Genomic DNA, 3,160 nt, shown 5'->3' with positions numbered 1-3,160 from the left:
ACTTTATATAGTTTACAAAGTTAGCAACATTCTCCTTTCCTATTTTTTATAAATTTTAAAATAAGATTTTAATAATTTTAAATTCCCCCCTATTTTCAATCAAATTCTTATTTATATTATAAATTACATAGTAAAATATGTAAGTGTATTTTTTATATTTTTAGCTGATTTTACTAATATTTATATAAAAAACTTAATATTTTTACCATTTATGTAATTTAAACCTCTATCAACCTTATAATTTCCTAAAACAAAATTGAATATTTTTTTAGTTTAGATATAAAATAATTCTTGTAGTTATCATGTTTGCTTTTTTAGGAGGATTAAAGAATGAAAATAGTAATTGATATTTTAAAAAGCATTGCTTATGGAATGTTTAAATATTATTTAGATGAAAGTAATTAATAGTTTAGACTATATTAATATTATAAATTCTTTTTTATTATTTATTTAATAATGAGCAAATAATAATTTATTCATTATTAAATAATTTCTATACTTTTCTAAATATAAAAAAAGGAGAATGGTTGACATTCTCCTAAATATATTTAAACTCTATAATCTTCAATTTTATTTATATTATTTTTTACTACATCAATAAACTTTTCTATAATATTTGGATCAAATTGTGTTCCAGCATTATTCCTTAATTCTTCAAATCCTTCTTCATAAGTTTTTCTTTTACTATAAGGTCTATTAGAAGTCATAGCATCAAAACAGTCTATTATTGTTAAAACTCTTGCTAAATAAGGTATTTCAGTTTCCTTTAGTCCATAAGGATACCCTTTTCCATCAAATCTTTCATGATGATATAATATTAATGGAATAACATTATTTAACGATTCTACTGGTTTCAATATATCAACTCCATTTATAGGATGTTGTTTTAATATTCCCCACTCTTTTTCTGTTAAAGGCATTTTTTTTATTAAAATATCTTTAGATACATTAATCTTTCCTATATCATGTAAATAAGCTCCATAAATAAGTTTTTTCTTATCTTCCTTAGATAACTGTAATTTCTCAGCCATAAGTCTACTATATGATACAACTCTCTCTACGTGGCTATAAGTATATTTATCTTTAGCATTTATAACACTTATTAGAGTTTTAATAGAAGTAACTAAATCAATGTCTTTTTCATTTATATCTTTTTTTAACTCATCTAATATAGAAGTATATCCTTCTACTCTATTTTTATTAAAAAACTTAGCTCTATATAATGCATCATCTGCACTTTTTATTAAATCTAAATCAGTTTTTGCTTTATCAGGATAAATAGAAACTCCTACAGAAATAGTTAGTTTTCCATTTGGTTGATTTTCTTCTCCATCAAAGTATTTTTCTTCTACACTCTTTCTTATAAATTCTGCAAATTCTATAGCTTCACTTTCTTTTGTATTAGGTAATATAATAGCAAATTCTTCTCCACCATATCTTGCAATTATATCTCCTTTTCTAACTTTTTTCTTTAATAAATTACCTAAATGTCTTAAAACTTCATCACCTTTTTGATGACCATATAAATCATTATAATGTTTAAAATAATCTATATCCATAAATATTAGGCCTAGTGATTTATTAACTTTATCACTTAATAAAATTTCTTTTCTTAAACTATCATAAAAATGTCTATGATTATAAACTCCTGTTAATCCATCTTCATTTACAAGATTTTTTAATTGTTCAATATGCTCATTTTCTATTTTAACATAAAACCCTAGAGGCCATGCTGTTAATATAAATACACCTGCCATTACTAAATCATTTTCAAAATATTTATTTACAAACATATCAGAACAAAATATAAGATCAATTAATAATATAATAACTGATGAAATAATAGCTACTGTTAATCCACTTTTCATACCACTTTGTATAGTTGTTGTAATTATTATAAATAAAAATAAAAATTTATAATCACTTTCATAAGAGCCTGATAAAAATATTGCCATCACAAAAATAGCTAAGAATATTATAGTTTCAAAAAAATTTATATATTTTTTATATTTTTCAAATTTATTATATGTAGAAAAAGACCAAACTAAATAAATTAGTAGTATAATACTAACAATAACAAACATTGTTAATATACCAGAGAAATGAATAGGTATATTATTTATGTTTTCATTAAAAATAAATTGTAAAAAAGCTATAGCTGAAAATAACACAGATGCTAATTTTACTATAGATAAAATTTCATTTACTTTTGTTGTTTTATTTCTTTCTATTTTATTCATATTTTTCTACCTCATAAAGTAATAATGAGGTAGGAGTGTTCCCACCTCATTTTATAACTACTCATCTTTTAAACATTCTGGTTCTTCTGGCTGATAAATATACCATAAACATGCTGATGTAGCTACTGATGTAGCTATTAATGTAGTTATAGTAGCTAAAATCAGTAATAGTTTTGATTTAAAATTTTTCATAACGGTTAACTCCTTTTAAATTTTTTATGCATATATTATATATATTTTAATAATACATGAGCTACTTTAGTAAGAGTAAATACTTGCCAAAGAACTCCTATACAAATACATAAAATATATATATTAATACTAAATTTATTTAACAAAACAGATATTAACATTATTAGTAAAACAAGCATTAAATCTATACCTAATACAATAAAAGCATTCTTTTTCATTCGCTTCTTTTTTACTTCAGTTTTTATTCTTTTTTTAGGAGTATCAACTGGAGCATATTTAAATATTATATAATAAGCCATTGGAAAAATAGTAATTATAATTAATATTATGTAAATTAATGATATCTTATAAAAAATAAAATATTTAATTAATACCGCTTGAGTAATACATAATATAGTACCTATTAAAATACAGTTTGAAGGTTTACTTGCATGTACACCTCCTGAATATTTTCTAAGAATACTTGATGTAATAGAAATAATTAAGGCTTCTATTGCTACGTCAAATAAGCTACCTATTATTATAACTAAACATAATGATAATGTTATTTGTATTAAAGCAAATACTCCATAAGCAAATACTTCTCCTTGTTGTTCTGAAACACCTAATTCTTTAGCCATTTTAAATCCAATTTTTTTCGATAAATATTCCATAATTCACCTAAATTATTTGTATTTTTTATGAATTCTATAATAATATAAAATTAAAATTCCTGCTGTTATTAAAGT

3 protein-coding genes are annotated in these 3,160 nt (G+C 22.1%); all 3 read right to left on the bottom strand.

The features are described 5' to 3' along the window. Nucleotides 1-548: 548 nt before the first annotated feature. From GBZ86_RS14275 to GBZ86_RS14265, 3 genes are read right to left on the bottom strand one after another with little or no spacing between them, the layout of a single operon-like run. A complete protein-coding gene (locus tag GBZ86_RS14275; RefSeq protein ID WP_152891772.1) occupies nucleotides 549-2,240 on the bottom strand; it encodes a bifunctional diguanylate cyclase/phosphohydrolase in 1,692 nt (563 codons plus the stop codon). Nucleotides 2,241-2,297: 57 nt separating this feature from the next. Further along, complete coding sequence (locus tag GBZ86_RS14270) at nucleotides 2,298-2,432, bottom strand: cyclic lactone autoinducer peptide (protein ID WP_152891770.1); 135 nt, start codon at nucleotides 2,430-2,432, stop codon at nucleotides 2,298-2,300. Nucleotides 2,433-2,467: 35 nt separating this feature from the next. Then, a complete protein-coding gene (locus tag GBZ86_RS14265; protein ID WP_152891768.1) occupies nucleotides 2,468-3,085 on the bottom strand; it encodes an accessory gene regulator ArgB-like protein in 618 nt (205 codons plus the stop codon). Between the last annotated feature and the right edge of the window lie 75 nt (nucleotides 3,086-3,160).

Origin of the sequence: Clostridium tarantellae, from assembly GCF_009295725.1 — a bacterium.
Taxonomy (GTDB): domain Bacteria; phylum Bacillota; class Clostridia; order Clostridiales; family Clostridiaceae; genus Sarcina; species Sarcina tarantellae.
The sequence above is the reverse complement of the archived record's forward strand: the minus strand, read 5'-3'. Positions and strand labels throughout refer to the sequence as shown.

What these genes read in the sequence shown, in the direction of transcription:
- GBZ86_RS14275 (WP_152891772.1), bottom strand. Translation starts at nt 2,240, where the DNA reads ATGAATAAAATAGAAAGAAATAAAACAACAAAAGTAAATGAAATTTTA.
- GBZ86_RS14270 (WP_152891770.1), bottom strand. Translation starts at nt 2,432, where the DNA reads ATGAAAAATTTTAAATCAAAACTATTACTGATTTTAGCTACTATAACT.
- GBZ86_RS14265 (WP_152891768.1), bottom strand. Translation starts at nt 3,085, where the DNA reads ATGGAATATTTATCGAAAAAAATTGGATTTAAAATGGCTAAAGAATTA.